21 protein-coding genes and 2 tRNA genes are annotated in these 20,908 nt (G+C 42.1%); 11 read left to right on the top strand and 12 right to left on the bottom strand.

From position 1 onward, the window contains the following. Positions 1 to 6 precede the first annotated feature (6 nt). The 11 genes from BGP78_RS01000 to hemA form a co-directional block, all read right to left on the bottom strand. Positions 7 to 375 carry a DUF423 domain-containing protein gene (locus BGP78_RS01000; RefSeq protein WP_119859655.1) on the bottom strand — a complete coding sequence of 123 codons (369 nt, stop codon included), beginning with the start codon at positions 373 to 375 and terminating at the stop codon, positions 7 to 9. Then, positions 368 to 994, bottom strand: a complete 627-nt coding sequence (locus tag BGP78_RS01005; RefSeq protein ID WP_119859656.1) for an alpha/beta family hydrolase — start codon at positions 992 to 994, stop codon at positions 368 to 370. Before BGP78_RS01005 ends, BGP78_RS01000 begins: the two co-directional genes overlap by 8 nt. Beyond that, entirely contained in the window at positions 991 to 1,887 is an 897-nt protein-coding gene (locus BGP78_RS01010; RefSeq protein ID WP_119859657.1) for a transcriptional regulator GcvA, read from the bottom strand. Before BGP78_RS01010 ends, BGP78_RS01005 begins: the two co-directional genes overlap by 4 nt. Positions 1,888 to 1,937: 50 nt before the next feature. After that, entirely contained in the window at positions 1,938 to 2,792 is an 855-nt protein-coding gene (gene kdsA, locus BGP78_RS01015; RefSeq protein ID WP_119859658.1) for a 3-deoxy-8-phosphooctulonate synthase, read from the bottom strand. 12 nt (positions 2,793 to 2,804) lie between these two features. Then, complete coding sequence (locus BGP78_RS01020) at positions 2,805 to 4,055, bottom strand: DUF819 domain-containing protein (RefSeq protein WP_119859659.1); 1,251 nt, start codon at positions 4,053 to 4,055, stop codon at positions 2,805 to 2,807. A 25-nt stretch (positions 4,056 to 4,080) separates the two neighbouring features. Next, entirely contained in the window at positions 4,081 to 4,884 is an 804-nt protein-coding gene (locus tag BGP78_RS01025; protein WP_119859660.1) for a tetratricopeptide repeat protein, read from the bottom strand. Positions 4,885 to 5,068: 184 nt separating this feature from the next. Then, complete coding sequence (locus BGP78_RS01030; RefSeq protein ID WP_119859661.1) at positions 5,069 to 5,443, bottom strand: SirB2 family protein; 375 nt, start codon at positions 5,441 to 5,443, stop codon at positions 5,069 to 5,071. 25 nt (positions 5,444 to 5,468) lie between these two features. Then, positions 5,469 to 7,010, bottom strand: a complete 1,542-nt coding sequence (locus BGP78_RS01035; protein ID WP_119859662.1) for a response regulator — start codon at positions 7,008 to 7,010, stop codon at positions 5,469 to 5,471. Between the two features lie 44 nt (positions 7,011 to 7,054). After that, complete coding sequence (gene prmC, locus BGP78_RS01040) at positions 7,055 to 7,900, bottom strand: peptide chain release factor N(5)-glutamine methyltransferase (RefSeq protein WP_119859663.1); 846 nt, start codon at positions 7,898 to 7,900, stop codon at positions 7,055 to 7,057. 2 nt (positions 7,901 to 7,902) lie between these two features. Then, on the bottom strand, positions 7,903 to 8,988 hold the full coding sequence (gene prfA / locus BGP78_RS01045) for a peptide chain release factor 1 (protein WP_010361704.1): 1,086 nt from the start codon (positions 8,986 to 8,988) through the stop codon (positions 7,903 to 7,905). 7 nt (positions 8,989 to 8,995) lie between these two features. After that, positions 8,996 to 10,252, bottom strand: coding sequence for a glutamyl-tRNA reductase (gene hemA, locus BGP78_RS01050; protein ID WP_119859664.1), 1,257 nt, complete (start codon positions 10,250 to 10,252; stop codon positions 8,996 to 8,998). An 83-nt stretch (positions 10,253 to 10,335) separates the two neighbouring features. Between hemA and lolB the strand changes: the two genes are divergently transcribed. The 8 genes from lolB (at position 10,336) to BGP78_RS01090 (ending at position 16,298) form a co-directional block, all read left to right on the top strand. Next, positions 10,336 to 10,920 carry a lipoprotein insertase outer membrane protein LolB gene (lolB, locus tag BGP78_RS01055; protein ID WP_182912190.1) on the top strand — a complete coding sequence of 195 codons (585 nt, stop codon included), beginning with the start codon at positions 10,336 to 10,338 and terminating at the stop codon, positions 10,918 to 10,920. Between the two features lies 1 nt (position 10,921). Beyond that, positions 10,922 to 11,767, top strand: coding sequence for a 4-(cytidine 5'-diphospho)-2-C-methyl-D-erythritol kinase (ispE, locus tag BGP78_RS01060; protein ID WP_119859666.1), 846 nt, complete (start codon positions 10,922 to 10,924; stop codon positions 11,765 to 11,767). Positions 11,768 to 11,848: 81 nt separating this feature from the next. Next, a complete protein-coding gene (locus BGP78_RS01065) occupies positions 11,849 to 12,796 on the top strand; it encodes a ribose-phosphate pyrophosphokinase (protein ID WP_119859667.1) in 948 nt (315 codons plus the stop codon). 175 nt (positions 12,797 to 12,971) lie between these two features. After that, the gene (locus BGP78_RS01070) at positions 12,972 to 13,583 is read left to right on the top strand and encodes a 50S ribosomal protein L25/general stress protein Ctc (protein WP_119859668.1); all 612 of its coding nucleotides are present in this window, start codon (positions 12,972 to 12,974) and stop codon (positions 13,581 to 13,583) included. Positions 13,584 to 13,601: 18 nt separating this feature from the next. After that, on the top strand, positions 13,602 to 14,186 hold the full coding sequence (pth, locus tag BGP78_RS01075) for an aminoacyl-tRNA hydrolase (protein WP_119859669.1): 585 nt from the start codon (positions 13,602 to 13,604) through the stop codon (positions 14,184 to 14,186). Between the two features lie 49 nt (positions 14,187 to 14,235). Then, on the top strand, positions 14,236 to 15,327 hold the full coding sequence (ychF, locus tag BGP78_RS01080) for a redox-regulated ATPase YchF (protein WP_119859670.1): 1,092 nt from the start codon (positions 14,236 to 14,238) through the stop codon (positions 15,325 to 15,327). A gap of 750 nt (positions 15,328 to 16,077) precedes the next feature. Further along, positions 16,078 to 16,152, top strand: a tRNA-Gln gene (locus BGP78_RS01085). A 61-nt stretch (positions 16,153 to 16,213) separates the two neighbouring features. Beyond that, a tRNA-Leu gene (locus BGP78_RS01090) sits at positions 16,214 to 16,298 on the top strand. A 188-nt stretch (positions 16,299 to 16,486) separates the two neighbouring features. On the opposite strand, the gene BGP78_RS01095 is transcribed toward BGP78_RS01090, so the two are convergent. Continuing rightward, on the bottom strand, positions 16,487 to 17,650 hold the full coding sequence (locus BGP78_RS01095; RefSeq protein ID WP_119859671.1) for an FAD-dependent oxidoreductase: 1,164 nt from the start codon (positions 17,648 to 17,650) through the stop codon (positions 16,487 to 16,489). Positions 17,651 to 17,903: 253 nt separating this feature from the next. On the opposite strand from BGP78_RS01095, the gene miaB reads away from it, so the two are divergent. The 3 genes from miaB to ybeY are packed head-to-tail and all read left to right on the top strand — an operon-like array spanning position 17,904 to position 20,896. Then, positions 17,904 to 19,337 carry a tRNA (N6-isopentenyl adenosine(37)-C2)-methylthiotransferase MiaB gene (gene miaB, locus BGP78_RS01100; protein ID WP_119859672.1) on the top strand — a complete coding sequence of 478 codons (1,434 nt, stop codon included), beginning with the start codon at positions 17,904 to 17,906 and terminating at the stop codon, positions 19,335 to 19,337. 54 nt (positions 19,338 to 19,391) lie between these two features. Then, complete coding sequence (locus BGP78_RS01105; RefSeq protein ID WP_119859673.1) at positions 19,392 to 20,429, top strand: PhoH family protein; 1,038 nt, start codon at positions 19,392 to 19,394, stop codon at positions 20,427 to 20,429. A gap of 8 nt (positions 20,430 to 20,437) precedes the next feature. Further along, positions 20,438 to 20,896 (top strand): rRNA maturation RNase YbeY, encoded by a 459-nt coding sequence (gene ybeY, locus BGP78_RS01110; protein WP_119859674.1) that lies wholly within the window; start codon positions 20,438 to 20,440, stop codon positions 20,894 to 20,896. The last annotated feature ends 12 nt before the right edge of the window (positions 20,897 to 20,908 follow it).

Consider the following 20,908-nt stretch of genomic DNA (forward strand, 5'->3'; position numbering starts at 1 on the left):
CTCTCTTTAAAATGAATGCTTAGCAATTTTATATAATAAAACAGACCAACCTGCTATCAGACAGACTCCACCAATCGGAGTGATCGGGCCTAGCCATTTCAAACCGGTTAGCGCTAGTAAGTACAAACTTCCGCTGAATAATACTATGCCTACAGTAAATAACCAACCAGCGGCTGACACATTTATGCCCCAGCGCATCAGCACCGCGACGACAATCAACGCCAAACCATGACTCATTTGATATTCTGACGCGGTTTTAAATATGCCAATGGCATACTCACTCACATGACGCTTTAGTCCATGTGCAGCAAACGCTCCGAGCACCACTGACAACATGCAAAATGCGCTACCCAATAACAAATATAATTTAACCATTCACCACCTCTAATATAAAGTCCACAGCCTGCTGTGCGGCCAGCTGCCTATGTCCAGCTTCTGTGAAACCACTTTTCTTACGGGGTTTTAGTGAATGATCACCATCAACTAACCAACCAAGTTTAATTGACGCATCAAGAGACAAAGACTGCACTTCATGTTTATTACCAAATGTGTCTCGCTCTCCTTGTAATATCAAAAACGGGCAGCTTATTTTATCAAAGTGTTCGGTTCTTAATTTATCGGGTTTACCTGGCGGATGAAAAGGATAACCCATCGCTATTACCCCTGACACTGGCTGCTCTGTCTGGGTCACCAACATCGAGGCCATCCTGCCCCCCATTGACTTTCCACCGATAAATAATGGCAACTCTGACTCAATGCTCATGAGGACATAGTCATAATAAGCAAGTAATTTAGGCGCCCTATCAGGCGGCCTACGTTTTTCTAGCTGCTTAGCTAACTGCATATATTCAAAATCAAATAGGCCAACTTGAATATTCAATTCACAGAGCAAATTAGCCATTACCTGCATAAAGTCAGAGTCTGAGCCAGCTCCCGCACCATGGGCAAACACAAACTGTGCGATGGGCTGCTTTGGTTTAAACCATGTGATCATGCAAGCTGCTCCTGCTCAACCATACTTAACATCCAGTCTTTAAATGACACAATTTTCCCAAGCTCCGATTGCGACTCACGTAATACCAAGTAATACGCATTTTTACTTTCTAAACTATGGCTAAAAGGAATAATTAACCGCCCAGCATCTATATCAGGTTTAGCTAGCACACTATTGCCCAGCGCAACCCCCTGACCATGTACGGCGGCTTGTAACACCATGGATGAGTGGCTAAATATCGGGCCTTGGTTCACTTGCACATTGCGTACTCCCGCCGTTTTGGTCCACGCCTTCCATGCCCTACGTGTCATATCATGTAATAAAGTATGGTGTTCTAAATCACTTGGTTGATCCAACGGTCTTGGGCCACTCAGTAACAACGGGCTACACAAAGGTACCAAGTACTCGGTATGTAATTTATGTGTTTGCACGCCACTCCAGTGTCCTCGACCATAGTAAATCGCGACATCGACATCATCCGTTAAAGAGTTTTCATCATGATCTTGCGCTTTTATACGCACATCAATTTCAGGATGTAACTCATTAAATTTGCTCAATCTGGGGACTAGCCACTGAATCGCAAAGCTCGGGGTTAAACTCACGGTAATAGAGCCCTTTGCACCTCGTGCTAATAGCTTCTCGGTAGAATCTATCAGTTGTGAGAAAATCTCTTTGATGTCTAAAAAGTAGCCTTGGCCTTCTTCAGTCAGTAGTAATGACCGGTTTTTACGTAAAAATAGTTTCAGACCTAAATGTTCTTCCAATATTTTTATTTGATGACTGACAGCAGCTTGTGTAACAAATAACTCTTCAGCTGCCTTTGTAAAGCTCAAATGTCGAGCGGCGGCTTCAAAAGCTTTCAGTGCATTTAGGGGGGGGAGTCGTCTCGACATGACTTAGATGCCTTTATTAAATGGCAGCCTTCACAGCTGCCATAGTATTATTACAAATCAGCAGCGCTAGTATCTAGAGCAGGGAAACTTTTGACGAGTTCATCCACTGCCTTCATTTGCTGTAAATAGCCTTCTAATTTGGCTAGCGGAAGTGCACATGGGCCGTCACACTTGGCTTCATTTGGGTTTGGATGGGCCTCAATAAACAATCCAGCAAGTCCCAATGCCATACCACTTCTTGCCAATTCAGCGGCTTGAGCTCTGCGACCATCGGCAGAATCTTCACGTCCACCTGGGCGTTGTAGTGCATGGGTTGCATCAAAAATAACGGGGGCCATCAGCTTCATGTCATCCATTCCCAGCATATCAACCACTAAGTTGTTATAGCCAAAACTACTTCCTCGCTCACATAAAATAATTTTGTCATTACCTGCTTCATTTAGCTTTTTGATGATATGACGCATTTCATGGGGTGCTAAAAACTGCGGTTTTTTTACATTAATGACCGCATTCGTTTTAGCCATCGCCACAACTAAATCCGTTTGGCGCGCTAAAAATGCCGGTAATTGGATCACATCAACGACTTCCGCAACCGGAGCAGCTTGATGAGGTTCATGAACATCTGTGATCAAAGGGACATTAAACGTACGCTTAATCTCTTCAAATATTTTTAGCCCTTCCTCCATACCAGGACCACGGTATGAGTTAATTGAAGAACGGTTTGCTTTATCAAACGACGCCTTAAATACATAAGGAATGTTCAATTTAGTCGTCACTTCAGCATAATGCTCTGCAATTTTCATTGCTAAATCACGTGACTCAAGCACGTTCATACCACCAAATAGTACAAATGGTTTGTCGTTTGCCACTTCGACATTGGCGACATTAATTAATTGCGTATTCATATTTATTCCAACTTAATTGCCAATTATGCGCAGCAATTGCCCACATAACCAAGCCATATAGGTACCAAGCGCATAGCCTAATACCGCCAGTAAAACACCAACAGGCGCGAGTGCAGGATGAAAAGCCGAAGCAACAACCGGTGCTGACGCAGCACCTCCGATGTTTGCTTTACTGCCCACCGCGACATAAAAAATAGGTGCTTTAATAATTTTGGCCACCAAAAATAACAGCCCAATATGTACCGCCATCCACATAACGCCAATCACAACATATTTTGGGGCTTCAACAATTTTGGTAATATCCATATGCAAGCCTATGGTTGCAACCAAAATATATAAAAAACTTGAGCCAATTTTAGAGGCCCCAACCGCTTCATATTGACGCACTTTCGTAAAGGATAACGCTAAGCCAATGGTCGTCACGAGTACGATTATCCAAAATAACTTGCTGTGCAATGAAAACTTTTTAAGTCCAGGGTAGTGTTCAACAAAAAATGGCACCAATAAATCAGCTGCAAAATGGGCAAGGCCTGTGGCGCCAAATGCAAAGGCAATCAGGAGCATCAAATCTTTTAGCTCTGGCTTACGTGCATGTTCTTGTTCAAATTTTTGAACTTTATCGATGAGTCGGTCAATTGAGGTGGTATCTGCACCTGAGCGAGCATCAATTTCTTTATGACGACCAGCAATGTAGAGCAGAGCTGCCATCCAGAGATTAGCCACCACAATGTCAACAGTGACCATGATGGTAAATATTTCCCCACCAGCACCATAGATCTCTTTCATGGCAACCATATTGGCCCCGCCACCGATCCAGCTCCCAGCAAGGGCTGCCATGCCTCGCCAAACAGCCTCTGGACCTGCACCACCTAATAGCTCAGGCATGGTTGCCGACGTGACTAAAAGCGCGATCGGTCCCCCAATTACAACACCTATGGTCCCCGTCAAGAACATAATGACCGCTTTCCCTCCGAGCTCTGAAATCGCTTTAAGATCGATGCTCAGTGTCAGTAAGACCAAACAAGCCGGCAATAGGAAATATTTAGCAACACTGTAGACGTCATTATTATTGCCATCGACAATGCCAAAGGTATTTAATAATGAAGGTAAGAAGTAACACATCAGTAAAGCAGGAACATACTTGTAAAACTTAGCCCAAAAGCCTTGTTTTAAATTTGAGGTATAAAACACAAATCCTAATATGGCTGCGATCAACCCCAAAATCACGGCGTTATTTGTTACTAAAGCACTTCCTTCTTGCATTTCACCCTCACTGATTTTTTATTATTTAATGCAAAACATGATTATGATCTGCAAGTTCAGATATTTGATGTTCTATAATATCGATAGTGGGATCATCAGGGCACTCATCGACAAAGTATTGTAAGTCTACTTTGGCCATTGTAGGGCAATTAATTTGATTCAATAAATAGCCTCGATCACGACGCTCGTATGGATCATCCCCTAACATATCCATTAATAATTCAACGCAACTCAGTGCATGACCAAATTTGTCGGCTGCAATAAATGCCCACTTCTGCTGCGCTAAATACAGCTTAAACGCTTCATCACCCGTTACTATTTCCATGGGTTCTTCTTGTTTTTCTGGCTCATTCTCAGGTATCACATACCATGTTTGCTGACCGCCACAGGGCTCAACAATGTAACCTTCGTCTTCACTGAAGCCAATATGTACCATTACATCACCCTGCTCCATGGCAAGGTTCGCAGCGAAACCCGCTCTTTCGAGTAAATGGCATAATAAAATCGCCAATGACGTTGGTGAACCACTACGCATACTTAATACATAACATACACTATTGAGTAAATGCTCAGGCTCATTCTGCTCGCTACCACTGAATAGCCATTGCGTATAAAACGCATCCAATATCTCACTCACGCGCAGATGTAAATCAGCCGTTTTATGACTGATCTGATCAACCAGTAGCTCTAACTCGGCCAATTGACAATAACTCTGCTCCAATTGTGCTTGAGCATCCCAATGCTGTTCTGCACTAATACAGCGTAACAATGTGTGTTGCGGTACATAGTCTTGTGCACTTTCTTGTTGTTCAAACCAAGTATCAGTCATAACTACCGAGTGTTCTCATTCTGTTTTTTCAAATCGAAAGGCTAGTTTACCAGTTTTTACAAAAGACCCAAGCACGGAAATAACTTCAAATGCAGTGAGGCTTATTTATTTAAAAGTGGCATTGTGATTATTGAAATAACATGGGTCGTGCACAAACGGCAAAAAACCGTTGTGCACACATGATTTAAAGCAGGAAACTTGATTTTGAGCCAGCTAAATAGCCGATCGCCAGTAACGACACAATAGCAAGAGATAAAGCGCCTATTTGTGTTGATTTAGTTTGCGCCTTAGCACTCACAACACCCGCGGCAATATACACAGCAACCAAAATTATTTTCTCCAACAACCAAGGCTGCTGCATTGGGTTTAAACTGGCAACAACTGCTAACGCAACTGCTGAAACAATTAATAATGTATCAATACTATGGCTGGCAATAAACACCCCTTTATTACCGGCTAATTTACCCGTTCTTAAACGAGACCCCGAACGAACTAAAAACAATAAAATGCTCAGAACAGCAAACATAACGTGAGTATGTTTTAACGCAATATATTCCATAATTTCTCATATTTTTGACGGTATTTTAATCTGGAAAACGCACTAATATCGCTTCTAGATCTTCAACGATGCTATTAAACACATCGACTAATTTCGGGTCAAAATGCAACCCTTTTTGATTACTAATTTCAGTAACAACCCGCTCCACATCCCAAGGCTCCTTGTAACAGCGCTTGTGTCGTAACGCATCATATACATCAGCAAGTGCAACAATACGGCCGAAAACATGAATGTCTTCACCTTTTTTACCTAATGGGTAGCCAGTTCCATCCCATTTTTCATGGTGGTCTCTTGCGATAATTGCCCCCGCATTAACGATTTCACGTCTAGAGTCTTTTAATATCTGAAACCCTTTATCGGTATGTGATTGCATCACCTTCCATTCATCATCAGCCAATTTAGCCGGCTTATTTAAAATGGCATCGGGTATGCCAACTTTGCCTACATCGTGCAATGGAGATGCCATTCTAACCAGTTCAGCGTCTCTGTTGCTTAATCCATACCCCTCAGCAAGCGCATGACATATATAAGCAACCCGTTTGACATGATTGCCAGTTTCTGTCGAGCGTTGCTCTAATGCTTCACTCAGCCGATACACTAACTCTTGCTGGGTATCTTCAATTTCTGCTTGAAGTTGCACATTTTCATAGGCCAACTGCACATTTTGAGTAAATATTTTTATGAGGTGCTTTTGTGTATCGGTTAAAAACTCAGGGATCCCCGAGATAAATAACATCGAACTATGGTTATATTCACTAGAGCAATATGCGAATAGGTAGTTATCTTTATAAACAATGCCTTTTTCTTTTAGCGCTTGGTTACATGCATCAAGTTGCTCTGGTTTGAGCACCTCAGAAATAGGTTTACCCTCAGATTCTTCAAACTCACCACGGCCAGTAAACACAATGAGTTGATCTTGCTTCTGATATGGCTCATTGCTGGCAACTAAAGACGTGGCATAAATCGCTTCATCTACAGTGCCTAACAAAGAAGTTAATTGTTGCATCACCCCTTTAATAAAATGCTCTATTGAATGGGTTGCAAATATATCACGTGAAGCACAAATGATTTTTTCAAGGCCTTGACGTGATTGCTCTATCGCCAAAATATCGCGATATGAGCGAAGACTCGACATTACCACAGTAAATAACTTCTGTGCTGTCAGTTCTGTTTTTGATTTATAATCGTTAATATCATAATTAACAATTACTTGCCTTTCTGGTGCTTGCCCTGGTTGGCCGGTTCGTAAAATAATTCGAATATGATTATTTTTGGCTGTTTCACGAATGTACTTTGCAACTTGCAGGCCAGCGTCATCGGTTTCCATTACAACATCAAGTAGCACAATGGCCGCATCAGGATGATCAATAATAACTTTGCGTGCCTCTTCCCCAGAATAAGCACTTAAAAATTCCAATCGCTTTTTTTGAAACTCAAAATCGCTGAGAGCCAGCTTTGTTACAGCATGCACCTCAGGTTCATCATCAACAATAATGACTTTCCAAGTGCCACTGGCTTCTTGTTCGACCACTTCGGTTGGCTCATCTGAAAACAAAAAATCATCCATTGTTCGGATCCTTTAAACGTACTATTGTTATTCGTTGAAGGGGATTACTCAGGCCACATTGCTAAAGTAACACGATCACAGCCTGACATATCTTTTATAGTAAGTATATTGGTATACGCCATTTGTGCAAAATACTGCTGCAATTTAATGGCTTGCTGATATCCATGCTCTATCAATAAATAACCGCCAGGTTTTAAATGCGCGCGCCCTTTATCAATAATATGTTTAATATCAGACATGCCCTCATCTGATGCTACCAAAGCACTTAACGGCTCAAAGCGCACATCACCTTGTGATAAATGTTCATCATCTTCTTCAATATACGGGGGGTTGCTAACTATCAGATCAAAACACTGTCCAGCAACGGATTGATACCAATCACTTTGCTTAACAGTTACATTGTTAATAGCCAACTTTTCTTGGTTTCTTTGTGCAAGTGCCACCGCGTCAACTGAAAAGTCTAATGCTGTTACTTGCCAGTTAGGCATTTCAGATGCCAACGCCAACGCAATTGCCCCCGTACCTGTGCCCAAATCAAGCACACTGGCAGTATCACCTAGTTCAAGGCTTAATGCATACTCAACCAAAGTCTCTGTGTCAGGTCTTGGGATCAAAGTGCTGTTGTTTACCTCAAGCGGTAAACTCCAAAACTCTCTTTCTTTGATGATATGCGCAATTGGCTCACCATTGACGCGTCGAGAAACACACGTTGTAAACTGCGTATATTGTTCATCTCGCAAGTGTGCATCGGGCCAAGCAAATAAATAACTGCGTGGTTTACTTAAGATATGAAGGAGTAAAACCTCAGCATCAAGCTTCGCCGAATCAGAGGTAGCAGAAAATTCAGAAGAGGCCCAAGCAATGGCTTGGGCAACAGTAAAAGAGCTCACTGTTAATCATCACCCATCGCAGCAAGTAAATCTGCTTGGTGTTCTAATAAAAGAGGATCGACAATCGCGCCTAACTCACCCGCTACAATTTCATTCAAGCGATATAATGTCAGGTTAATACGGTGATCAGTAATACGACCCTGTGGGTAATTATACGTGCGAATGCGTTCAGAGCGATCTCCACTTCCCACTAAGTTACGGCGCTCAGATGCTTCTGCCGCTTGACGCTTCTCATCTTCCGCTTGTTGCAAGCGCGCGCCAAGTACTGACATCGCCTTTGCCCGGTTTTTATGCTGAGAACGTTCATCTTGACATTCAACCACCACCCCTGTCGGAAGGTGAGTGATTCGAATTGCTGAGTCTGTTTTGTTAACGTGCTGACCACCGGCTCCTGAGGCACGGAAAGTATCAACTTTGAGATCAGCACTGTTTATTTGAATAGCTTCAGCTTCTGGTACTTCAGCCATCACAGCAACGGTACATGCAGAGGTATGCACGCGACCTTGAGATTCTGTTTCTGGTACTCGTTGTACGCGGTGTGCACCAGACTCAAATTTCAATTTACCGTAAACACCGTCACCACTTATATTGGCAATGACTTCACGATATCCGCCATGCTCCCCTTCATTTACGCTGACAATTTCTATCTTCCATTTCTGTGTTTCTGCGTATCGGCTATACATACGGAACAAATCACCGGCAAAAATTGCCGCTTCATCACCACCCGTACCTGCACGGACTTCTAAAAACACATTATTATTGTCTTTAGGATCTTTAGGTAGCATGAGTACTTGCAGATCATCTTCTAATTGCACTATCGACGCTTTTGCTTCTTTGTATTCTTCTTGCGCCATTTCACGCATATCAGGATCAGAGTCCTTCAACATCTCTTCCGCCGTCGCAACATCATCTTGCGCCTGTTGGTATGATGCAAACGTCTTCACAACATCTTCTAGCTCAGAATATTCTTTCGATAATGTTCTAAAACGATTTTGATCACTAATAATACTTGGATCACTCAGCATCGCTTGAACTTCTTCATAACGTTCTGCCAAGGTCTCTAACTTACGATATACAGACTCTTTCATTAATTTACTATTCCTGCTCAATTCCTAGTGTGTGTTTCAGCTGTGCCAATTGCTCTATATCGCCCTGCTTAGCCGCCTCTTGAATGGCACGCGTTGGCGCATGCGTTAAACGGTTAGTAAGCTTATTGGCCAACTCAAGCAAGACTTTTTCTGAAGACTTGCCCGATTGTAACTGATTGAGTGCTTTTTCAACCAGCTCGTTTTTAACATCTTGTGCATTTTTTCTATATTCACGGATCACATCCACTGACTGCAATGACCGCTGCCACTGAATAAATTCGCGAGTCTTTTCTTCTATAATCTTTTGTGCTTGGCGCGCAGCTTGCTCTCGACTGGCCATGTTTTCACTGACAATCGTCTGTAAGTCATCTACCGAATACAAATATGCCGCATCTAACTCACCAACTTGGCTTTCAATGTCTCTAGGGACTGCAATATCAATCAATAACATGGGTTTATGCCGACGCTGCTTGAGCGCTTGCTCCACCACCCCTTTACCAATTATAGGTAGTGTACTGGCGGTAGAACTAATCACAATATCCGACTTATGCAACTCATTGGGGAGTTGTGCAAGTGAGATAACTTCCCCTTCAATGTCTTCTGCAAGCCCTTGCGCACGCTCAATCGTCCTGTTAGCAACCGTGATAGATTTGGGGTGATGCTGATATAAATGTTTAGCAACCAGTTCTATGGTTTCACCTGCACCAATAAGCAGCACCCGTGTTTTGTCTAATTGACCATAAATATGCTTCGCCAAATTCACTGCGGCATACGCAACCGAAACAGCGCTCGCGCCAATTTCAGTTTCCGTTCTCACCTGCTTTGCAACAGAAAAGGTTTTTTGGAACAATCGCTCAAATGTGGGCCTAATGCCGTTGTGATGCTTAGCGCTATTGTATGCTTGCTTTATTTGCCCCAATATTTGTGGCTCACCCAATACCAATGAATCGAGTCCACATGCCACTCTCATTAAATGATTTATGGCATCATTATTATAGTGAATATAAATATTATCACTCAGCTGAGCTTCATCTATTTTATGAAACGATGCTAACCAACTGAGAAGCGCTTGGGAATTCTCACTCTCAAGGCTACAATAGACCTCGGTACGGTTGCAGGTCGAGACAATAACTGACTCTTTAAATTGCTCACTTTGCGCAAGTTGCGTTAACGCATCTGACAGTTGTTCTGGTGAAAACGCGACTTTTTCGCGTAATTCTACCGATGCGGTTTTGTGATTTATACCAAGTGCGATGATGGTCATAGATGCCAGTATTGCCCGAGCCCAGCTTTAAAGTGGGCGATTTTACCAAAAATCAATCGAATATGGAAAGTAAGGAACTTCATTTGACACAATTTCATTTGATTTTGCTCATGTTTTTTTTATTTATTAGTGGATGTGCGCAAAAAATATCACCCGTTAGCTCTGAAAACCCGCAATGGAAAACCCTATTGCAGGGACAAACTGCGTGGCATGCACGAGGTAAACTGGCATTTATTAGCCCTCAAGAGCGTCAATCAGCCAATTTTAATTGGCAATTAAGCAATAATAAACAGCATCTCATTTTAACCAGTTTCATCGGCACTCGGTTACTTGAATTAACTGAACACCAAAATCACAGCGAGCTTATTTATGATGGAACAACCTATAAAGATGATAATAGTAGTGCTTTAATCAAACGTCTAAGTGGGTTTACCTTACCAATGGGTCAAGCGCCTTACTGGCTAACAGCAACCGTAAAAAATGATTCAAATGAATATGACGCCCAACATCGTTTAACGGCAACAACATGGGTTGATCCTCAAGGCCAAGTTTGGCACGCAAAATATCAAAAATACAAATTATATGACCAAATGTGGCTCCCCACGCGAATGGATCTGACACACAAAGACTTAACCGTAAAACTTCAGCTCAATGAATGGCAATTTTAAAATGACTTCCGTTTCTATTACAGCACCAGCTAAACTTAACCTTTTTCTGCATATTAATAATAAACGCGACGATGGGTATCACGAATTAGAAACCCTGTTTACCTTTTTAGATTTTGGTGACGAACTAACTTTTACACTAACGAATGACAAAACCATCAGCCTTTGTGGTGATACGCATGGGATCCCCCAACACGACAATTTAATATATAAAGCCGCTTTAGCATTACAATCTTATAAAAAAGTACCTTTGGGCGTTAATATTAAATTAATTAAAAAGCTACCAATGGGCGGCGGAGTTGGAGGCGGTTCATCAGATGCAGCGACCACATTATTAACACTCAACACACTGTGGAACTGTCAACTTACTATTGCTGAATTGGCAAATATAGGGGTAAAACTCGGGGCTGACGTTCCTGTATTTATCCATGGCAAAACCGCGGTAGCACAAGGGATTGGTGAAAAATTAACACCTATAGAACTCCCTAAAAAGTGGTACTGTGTGGTGTTTCCAAATGTCCATATTAGTACTGCTGAAATATTTACTCACCCTGATTTACCACGCAATACACCCAAACTATCCGAAGGCTGGAAATTAGCAGAAACGCAGAACGATTGTGAAGCTTTAGTCAAAAAGCTCAACAGCGAGGTTGAAAAGACCCTACTGTGGTTGCTAAAATACGGCCCGTCCAGAATGACGGGAACAGGGGCGTGCTGCTTTGTTGAACTTGATTCGCAAATAGCCGCACAGCGTGTGCTCAATTCATTACCGTCATGCTGGCAAGGGTTTGTAGCCCCAAACACCGTGATTTCTCCTGCACATACGCAGTTGGAAGCGCGGTTAAAGTAGAAGTAAAATTGTTTAAGTTAGCCTGTTTTGACTCTGTCATTGCATGTTAGTCCAAAAATTCAGTGCCTGAGGAACCCTACCGTGCCTGACATGAAGCTCTTCGCTGGTAACGCAACACCTGAGTTAGCTCAAAAAGTTGCAAAACGTTTATTCATTGAATTAGGTGATGCTGTAGTTGGTCGTTTTAGTGACGGCGAGATCAGTGTTCAAATCAATGAAAACGTACGCGGATCGGATGTTTTCATTATCCAGTCAACTTGTGCCCCTACTAACGATAACCTTATGGAACTTATCGTTATGGTCGATGCTTTGCGTCGTGCCTCTGCAGGTCGTATTACAGCTGTGATCCCTTACTTTGGTTATGCCCGTCAAGACCGTCGTGTACGTTCTGCCCGTGTACCAATTACTGCTAAGGTTGTTGCTGACTTCCTATCTAGCGTTGGTGTAGACCGTGTGTTAACGGTTGACCTTCACGCAGAACAAATCCAAGGATTCTTCGACGTACCTGTCGACAATGTATTCGGTAGCCCAGTTTTACTTGATGACATGAAAGAACGTGAGTTCGATGATGTTGTTGTAGTATCTCCTGATATCGGTGGTGTTGTTCGTGCTCGTGCAATCGCTAAGTTATTAGACGACACAGACCTTGCAATCATTGATAAACGCCGCCCACAAGCAAACGTATCACAAGTAATGCATATTATTGGTGATGTAGCTGGTCGTGACTGTATTATTGTTGATGATATGATTGATACTGGCGGTACATTATGTAAAGCGGCTGAAGCACTAAAAGAACACGGTGCTAAGCGCGTCTTTGCTTATGCAACTCACCCCGTTCTTTCAGGTTCTGCAGCAGAGAATTTACGTAGCTCCGTCATTGACGAAGTGATTGTAACTGACTCTATTCCTCTTTCAGATGAATTGCGTAGCCTAGATAATATTAAAGTACTCACCCTTGCAGATATGTTAGCCGAAACGATTCGCCGTATCAGTAATGAAGAGTCTATCTCAGCAATGTTCCAACACTAATTAACCGTGTGACACAGTGTATTTGAGAACAAAAAGCACCCTAGGGGGTGCTTTTTTTGTATCTATAGTTTTATTTGCGCTATGGCAATGGTATAGTAGCGCGCCTTTTTTAGGTAGTTGAGGTACTTGGTCGCGAGTATCTTAAAACATTAATCAAATTATTTTTGGAGACATCATGTCTAACGAATTATACACATTGAATGCCGAAGTACGTGCTGACCTAGGTACGGGTGCGAGCCGCCGTCTACGTCATGCAGACAAAGTTCCAGCTATCCTTTACGGTGCAGATAAAGAAGCGCTAGCGCTTACTCTTGAGCACAACAAAGTGATCAAAGCACAAGAAGATGAAGGTTTCTACAGCCACATCCTTACGCTTAACATCGCTGGTGAGTCTGTTGAAGCAATTCTTAAAGACATTCAACGTCACCCATTTAAGCCTAAAGTAATGCACATGGATTTCCAGCGTGTTGATGCTTCTCACAAACTTCACACTAAAGTTCCTGTACACTTCCTAAACGAAGAAGCTGCAACTAAAGGTGGAAACACAGTTGCACACCAAGTAACTGAAATCGAAATCACATGTCTTCCAGCCGCACTACCTGAGTTCATCGAAATCGATGTAGCTGCACTAGAAGTTGGTGTTACTCTTCACCTTTCAGACGTAACTCTTCCAGCTGGTGTAACTTCAGTTGAGCTAGCTAAAGGTGCAGGTCACGACCAAGCGGTTGTAACTCTAAATGCTCCTAAAGGCGCTGCTTCTGAAGAAGCTGAAGAAGCTGCTGAATAATTCAAAGGTGTCAGCACCTTGAATAATATTCAAATGCTAGTGGGCCTGGCTAATCCAGGCCCCGAATATCAAAATACACGTCACAATGCTGGTGCATGGTTCATCGAAGAACTGGCCAGACGCTATAATTGCCAACTCAAACCTGATGCCAAACACCACGGCTTAACAGGCAAAGTACTCATAAACAATCAAGAATTTAAGCTACTAATCCCCACTACTTTTATGAATTTAAGTGGTAAATCTGTCAGCAGCTTAGCGAATTTTTATAAAATTCCCGTTGAGAATATACTCGTTGCACATGATGAAATGGATTTAGACCCAGGCGTTGCCAAATTAAAGAAAGGCGGCGGACATGGCGGGCATAATGGACTTAAAGACATTATCGCCAAAATGGCTAACAATAAAGACTTTATGCGACTTCGTGTTGGTATCGGTCATCCTGGACACAGAGATAAAGTGACAGGCTGGGTGTTAGGAAAAGCACCTCAAGCGGATCAAGAAGTTATTGATGCAGCTGTTGATGAAGCTGTACGTTGTATGGAAATATTAGCGAAAGATGGTGTGCTAAAAGCACAAAACAGACTACATTCATTTAAGCCGTAAATAACGACACGTTATTGCGGTTTTTTGAGTAACATAAAGGTTCAAAACTATGGGTTTTAAATGTGGCATTGTCGGTTTACCTAATGTGGGTAAATCAACCTTATTTAATGCATTAACCAAAGCCGGCATTGAAGCCGCTAACTTTCCATTTTGTACAATCGAGCCAAACACTGGTGTAGTACCAGTGCCTGACGCTCGTTTAGACCAACTTGCTGAAATTGTTAATCCACAGCGTATTATCCCAACTTCAATGGAGTTTGTAGATATTGCTGGGTTGGTTAAAGGCGCATCAAAAGGTGAAGGCTTAGGTAACCAATTCTTAGCTAATATTCGTGAAACAGATGCAATAGGCCATGTTGTCCGTTGTTTTGAAGATGAAAATATCGTTCACGTATCAGGTACCATTGACCCAGCTGACGATATTGATGTGATCAATACCGAGTTAGTACTTGCTGATATGGATGCGGCTGATCGCGCAGCACAGCGCAATGCAAAAAAAGCCAAAGGTGGCGATAAAGATGCAAAATATCAAAATGATGTTTTGGTCAAAGTAAAAGCACACCTTGATGAAGGTTTAACGTTGCGCTCATTAGAGCTAACCAAAGAAGAAAAAGATGCAATAAAAAGCATTAACTTCCTAACGATTAAACCAACCATGTATATTGCCAATGTGACTGAAGATGGTTTTGAAAATAACCCATTCTTAGACAAAGTACGTGAAATAGCAGCAGCAGAAGATGCAGTCGTTATTCCAGTATGTGCGGCAATTGAGTCTGAGCTTTCTGAACTAGAAGAAGATGACAAACGTGAATTTATGGAAGATCTTGGTCTAGAAGAACCAGGACTTAACCTTGTGATCCGCGGTGGCTATGAACTTCTTAAGTTGCAAACTTACTTTACTGCTGGTGTAAAAGAAGTCCGTGCTTGGACCATTCCTGTTGGGGCAACAGCACCACAAGCCGCTGGTAAAATTCATACTGACTTTGAGCGAGGCTTTATCCGTGCTCAAACCATCGCATTTAATGATTACATTGAGTTTCGCGGTGAAAGTGGCTCTAAAGATGCAGGTAAAATGCGTCAAGAAGGTAAAGATTACATCGTTAAAGATGGCGATGTCTTAAACTTCTTATTCAATGTTTAATTAAGCATTGAATCTGACTATAAAGGGCCAACTAGGGCCCTTTTTGCTTTTTTAATCGCAATACAGCAACACTATACTGTAAAAAATCTTCTGTTCGATAGCACACCTAACCAACTAGGTTACATTAATTATCAGATAGCACTATCAACCAGCACCTCAGTAACCCGACAAAACTTCTTCATGGCGTTACTTATTCAATAAGCATTATTTTTTCACATAAATAACACCTAATTTAGACCACGCGAGTGACCAATAACACAATGCAACTGCAGCGAGCATAAAGAAATTCGATAGAAAGCCGTCTAAAACAAGCAACGCTCGAACTCGCCTAATCTGCGACTTTAAGCAGTTTGATTGCTTTATGCACATTATTTTACCATTTCACCGATATTGATGACTTCCCTAGTAAAACTAGTCATCACAGTATTTTTCGCCAAATATAGATATACACACACTATTTGTATAAAATCTCTCCTGTGACTTGTGTTTATTGGGCTAATTCGTTTATTTAATCTGCAAACAAACCTCTGACAGCGATTTTTTGCAAAAAAGGTGTTGACGACTTTAGGCCATATCAGCATAATACGCCCAAGTCTCTCCCTCCGCACCATCTTTTAGATGTAAAATAAGAAAGTAATTATTGTTGGAATATCGCTAAGCGGTAAGGACTGAAGCAGAGGTTTTGATACTCTCTATTCTTCCCCAGATTAAATTCACTGGTTCAACGATTGAATTGAAAGTAATTATTGTTGGAATATCGCCAAGCGGTAAGGCAGCAGGTTTTGATCCTGCCATTCCCAGGTTCAAATCCTGGTATTCCAGCCACTTTCTCATCATTGATGAAAGTGCATTATAATCCTATAGCTGGTAGCTTAACTACTCACCTGCGGGGGTGGCGGAATTGGTAGACGCGCTGGATTTAGGTTCCAGTATCTTAGGGTGTGAGAGTTCAAGTCTCTCCCTCCGCACCATTTATACTTCTTAAAGTTAACTTCCCTCTCGACATACATTAATATACACCATTTATTTAACTACCTTTCCTTCCATTATTTATTTTCCTTTGTGATCATTACTCGACAAGCACTACTGTTCTCTTACCCATAAAAAACGGACCAAAGCCCGTTATTAATTCATTCGACATGCTTTTACTAAAATGACGTTAAAAAACACCGCCCATCGCATGCTTTAATACTTGCGCCTTCAGAGGCCCAGCATTATTTGCCAGCTTTAAAGCACTGTTTCGTAATAGTTTTAAAGGTGCTACCTCATTCGAAAAGCCAAAGTAACACGCATCCATCATGCTCATCATTGCTAAATTATCTTTTCGTCGTGCTTTTTCATACGCTTTTAATAAGCTAAACGCACCTAAATCAGGCTGATTCTCTGAGCAATGTGCTAATGCAGCCACATCTTTAAACCCTAAGTTAACTCCCTGCCCTGCTAATGGGTTAATTGTGTGCGCTGCATCACCAATTAGCACCACTCGCCCTTTACTGTAATTATTAGCATGCTGGCGAGTCAGCGGAAATACCGCTTTTTCACAGACACTGAAGTCACCTGGTAACTCAAAAAAATACGCTTCAATTTGCGCTTTAAGTTGAGCGTTGCTCATTTTTGCCAACGAGGCTAATGTGTCACTGTCTTGATACCAAATTAAATTTGCATAAGGTGCTTGCATAGGTAAAAACGCAATGGGGCCTGATGGCTTAAATTGTTGCCACGTTTTTATTTGTTGTTCGGCATCTAGCTTTATTAATATCCCCATACAACTTTGTTGATACTGCCAGCCGGTAGTGCCAATATTGACCAATTGACGCACCTGAGAACGCCCACCATCGGCCGCAATTAATAAATCTGCGGTATAGCTTTTATCACCATAATGTAAAACCACATCCTCTACGCCGTGTTCTATCTCTGTTGGCTGGCTGGTTACCCGCTCTACACGAATATGCCATTTTTCAAATTGACGCCATAAACTGGCTTGCACCAAGCTATTTTCAATTAAGTGACCTAAGTGGCTCTCTCCCATATCTGCACAATCAAATAGCAGTCGATTTGAGGGTTGTTCATATGCTTCAAGTTGTTGGTAAGGCGCTATTCTGCCCTCGCGTAACAGTGGCATAGCGCCAAGTTCATCTAGCAAAGTTTCTGAGAAACGATTAATGGCTGAGATACGAATATCTACGTTCTCACTGTCAAGCACACTATCAGGCGTTATGGGCTGATGTTCTAAAACCGTCACATTCGCCCCTTGCATTGCTAATTTCACCGCAGCTGCAGCGCCGACCATGCCACCACCAACAATCACAACCTTGTTTTTCATGCCTTTTGCCTTAATCAAATGAATGCCGTTAAATTGTATCGTAACTTATGCGGTTTTGTCCGTTTGTAATGCAGGAAATACGCTTATGTTTGATCCCAATTTCTAAAGTTAAAAACTATACTTGGCTAGTTACGCTAGGTCATATAAAATACGCGTCCTTTAAGCTTTGTGGTTACGAAACACTGATCGCTTTGCAAACGTCAAATTGCGCGCTATGTGCTGAAGTCCGAATTGAATACGAGGCAATATTTCAATGAGTAAAAAATTGCATATTAAAACCTGGGGTTGTCAGATGAACGAATATGACTCCCAGAAAATGGCAGATCTGCTAGATGCCACTAATGGCTATCAATATACCGAAGAAGCAGAGCAAGCGGATGTCATCTTACTCAATACCTGTTCAATTCGTGAAAAGGCACAAGAGAAAGTATTTCATCAGCTTGGTCGCTGGAAGTTATTAAAAGATGATAACCCTGACTTGGTTATTGGTGTCGGTGGCTGTGTTGCCTCACAAGAAGGTGAAACAATCCGCAAGCGTGCACCCTTTGTTGATATCGTATTTGGTCCGCAAACATTGCACCGATTACCTGAAATGATCAAACAAGTACAAACTAAGCAAGGCTCAGTGGTTGACATTTCATTCCCTGAAATTGAGAAGTTTGACCGCTTACCAGAACCTAAAGCGGAAGGCCCTTCTGCATTTGTTTCGATTATGGAAGGCTGTTCTAAATATTGTACGTTCTGTGTTGTGCCTTACACACGTGGTGAAGAAGTGAGTCGTCCATTAGATGACGTCTTACTTGAAGTGGCTCAGCTAGCAGAGCAGAACGTGCGTGAAGTAAACCTACTTGGGCAAAACGTAAATGCTTACCGTGGTGAAACACACGATGGTGAAATCTGTTACTTCTCAGATCTTTTGCGTTATGTGGCAGCGATTGATGGTATTGACCGCATTCGCTATACCACGTCTCACCCTGTTGAGTTTACGCCTGACATTATCGATGCATACGAAGACGTGCCTGAGCTAGTTGATCACTTACACTTACCCGTACAAAGTGGTTCAGACCGCGTATTGAACTTAATGAAACGTGGTCATACTGCACTTGAATACAAATCAACAATTCGTAAATTACGTAAAGTACGCCCTAACTTGAGTATGTCGTCAGATTTCATCATCGGCTTCCCAGGTGAATCTACCGCAGACTTTGAAGCAACAATGAACCTGATCAACAGCATTGGCTTTGATATGAGTTTCAGCTTTATTTACTCAGCACGTCCGGGAACGCCTGCGGCCGACTTGCCTGACGATGTAACTGAGCAAGAGAAAAAAGAGCGTCTTTACATTTTACAAAACCGTATCAACCAAATGTCACAAGACATTAGCCGTAAAATGTTTGATACTGAGCAGCGTATTTTAGTTGAAGGCCCTTCAAAGAAAAACCCGATGGAATTACGTGGTCGTACTGAAAACAACCGTGTAGTTAACTTCGAAGGTCCTCATTCTGTGATCGGTCAGTTTGTTGATGTACGTATTACAGAAGCACTGCCTAACTCATTACGTGGCGATTTAATTCGTACCGAAGCAGAAATGAACTTGCGTAAACAGGTGGCACCGTCATCTATTTTAAATCGTGCACCGGCTGAGCCAGAAGCCGATGAGCTAGGTGTAGCGACTTTTACGCCATAACGCTAACTTAAATTACGCCAGCATATGCTGGCGTAATTATTACAGGAATCAATTTTGAGTAGTCCAACAAAAAATATTGAGTTTTATTTAGAGCCATCAGACAACGCACGCCTCTCTTCTTTGTGTGGTCCTTTCGACGAGAACATAAAACAAATCGAACGTCGTATCGGTGTCGAAGTGACTCACCGTGACAATTGGTTCAAAGTCACAGGCCAAGCTGTCCAAGTTAAAGCAGCAATGGATATTTTAAAGACCCTTTATGTTGATACCGCACCGGTACGAGGCGAAATCAAAGAAATTGAACCCGATAATGTTCATTTGGCAATTACTGAGTCAAAGTGCTTAGAACAAGACTCGCCAAGCGTATGGGACAAAGAAGTTTACATAAAAACCCGCCGCGGAGTCATTAAGCCACGCAATCAAAATCAAAGTCAGTATGTTGCTAATATTTTAATGCATGACATCTGTTTTGGTGTAGGTCCAGCTGGTACTGGTAAAACCTACTTAGCGGTGGCCGCCGCCGTTGATGCCCTAGAACGCCAAGAAATTCGTCGCATTTTGTTAACTCGCCCTGCAGTTGAGGCGGGTGAAAAGCTCGGTTTTTTGCCCGGTGATTTAACCCAAAAAATAGACCCATATCTACGCCCGCTTTACGATGCGCTGTTTGAGATGCTGGGTTTTGAAAAAGTAGAACGACTCATAGAAAAAAATGTCATTGAAGTGGCACCTTTAGCCTATATGCGTGGTCGAACCCTAAATGATGCGTTTATTATTTTAGATGAAAGTCAAAATACCACCGCAGAACAAATGAAAATGTTCTTAACACGTATTGGCTTTAATTCAAAAGCCGTCATCACCGGTGATATTACTCAAATTGATTTACCGCGTGGTGCACGTTCTGGCTTACGCCATGCTATCGACGTGCTGGGTGATGTTGACGAAATATCGTTTAACTTTTTCAAATCCCACGATGTTGTTAGGCACCCTGTGGTCGCTCGTATTGTCGAAGCCTATGAGAAAAAAGAAGAAGCTGAGCGTAAAGAAAAAGCCGCAAAAGAATTAGCGCGTCATAACGCAGCAAAGTCGGACTAAGAGTTATTATGAGCATTGAATTAGATTTACAAATTGCCTGTGAGTTCGAGAATTTACCCTCTCACGAGCAATTTGAACTTTGGGCGAGTAAGGCACTACTGCCTTATCATGAAAACCCAGAGTTAACCATTTTAATCGCCGACGAAACACAAAGCCAAGAGCTCAATAGCCAATATCGCGGGAAAGATAAATCGACCAACGTATTATCGTTTCCTTTTGAGGCACCTCCTGGTATAGACTTACCACTTGTTGGTGATTTAATCATTTGTCCTCAAGTGGTTAAACGTGAATCAATTGAACAAGAAAAGTCATTTCACGAACATTTTGCGCATATGGTGATCCACGGGTGCTTGCATTTATTAGGGTTTGACCATATAAATGAACAAGACGCGATAGAAATGGAAAGCCTTGAAAAAGAATTTCTAGCCGAGATAGGGATTTCAGACCCCTATCGCGATGATATTTAAACTACGGAGTAA

The organism is Pseudoalteromonas sp. MSK9-3, assembly GCF_003590335.1.
Classification (GTDB): domain Bacteria; phylum Pseudomonadota; class Gammaproteobacteria; order Enterobacterales; family Alteromonadaceae; genus Pseudoalteromonas.